Source organism: Rhizobium ecuadorense (assembly GCF_001187535.1).
Lineage (GTDB): Bacteria > Pseudomonadota > Alphaproteobacteria > Rhizobiales > Rhizobiaceae > Rhizobium > Rhizobium ecuadorense.
The window spans coordinates 1-280 of record NZ_LFIO01000954.1 but is presented as its reverse complement, the minus strand read 5'-3'; the positions used below and the strand labels follow the sequence as shown (position 1 = coordinate 280).

Below are 280 nucleotides of genomic sequence, written 5' to 3'. Positions count from 1 at the left end.
GCGTCAGATGTGTATAAGAGACAGCGTTTCGCAGGCCCGAACCTCCGCATGAGCCACTTCGGGGTGAAGTTATGTCAGAATTTCAGTTCAGGCCGCCACCCACTAGAGGTAGAGGGCGGAGTACGCCCAGCGGCTAAACAGCCGCACAGCTCAAAATCATCAGAGAATTTTTCGACGGATATCGACAGATTTCCGATCGATGTCCTGCGCCCAATCGCATCGTCACGAGGAATATCATGACCATTACCGTCTACAGCAAGCCTGCCTGCGTCCAGTGCAC

The 280-nt window shown here is 53.9% G+C and carries 1 protein-coding gene; it reads right to left on the bottom strand.

Annotated features, from left to right (window positions below; genetic code table 11):
* Positions 1-74: 74 nt before the first annotated feature.
* A partial coding sequence (locus AF337_RS44485; RefSeq protein WP_210168069.1) for a hypothetical protein occupies positions 75-280 on the bottom strand: 206 nt, incomplete at its 5' end.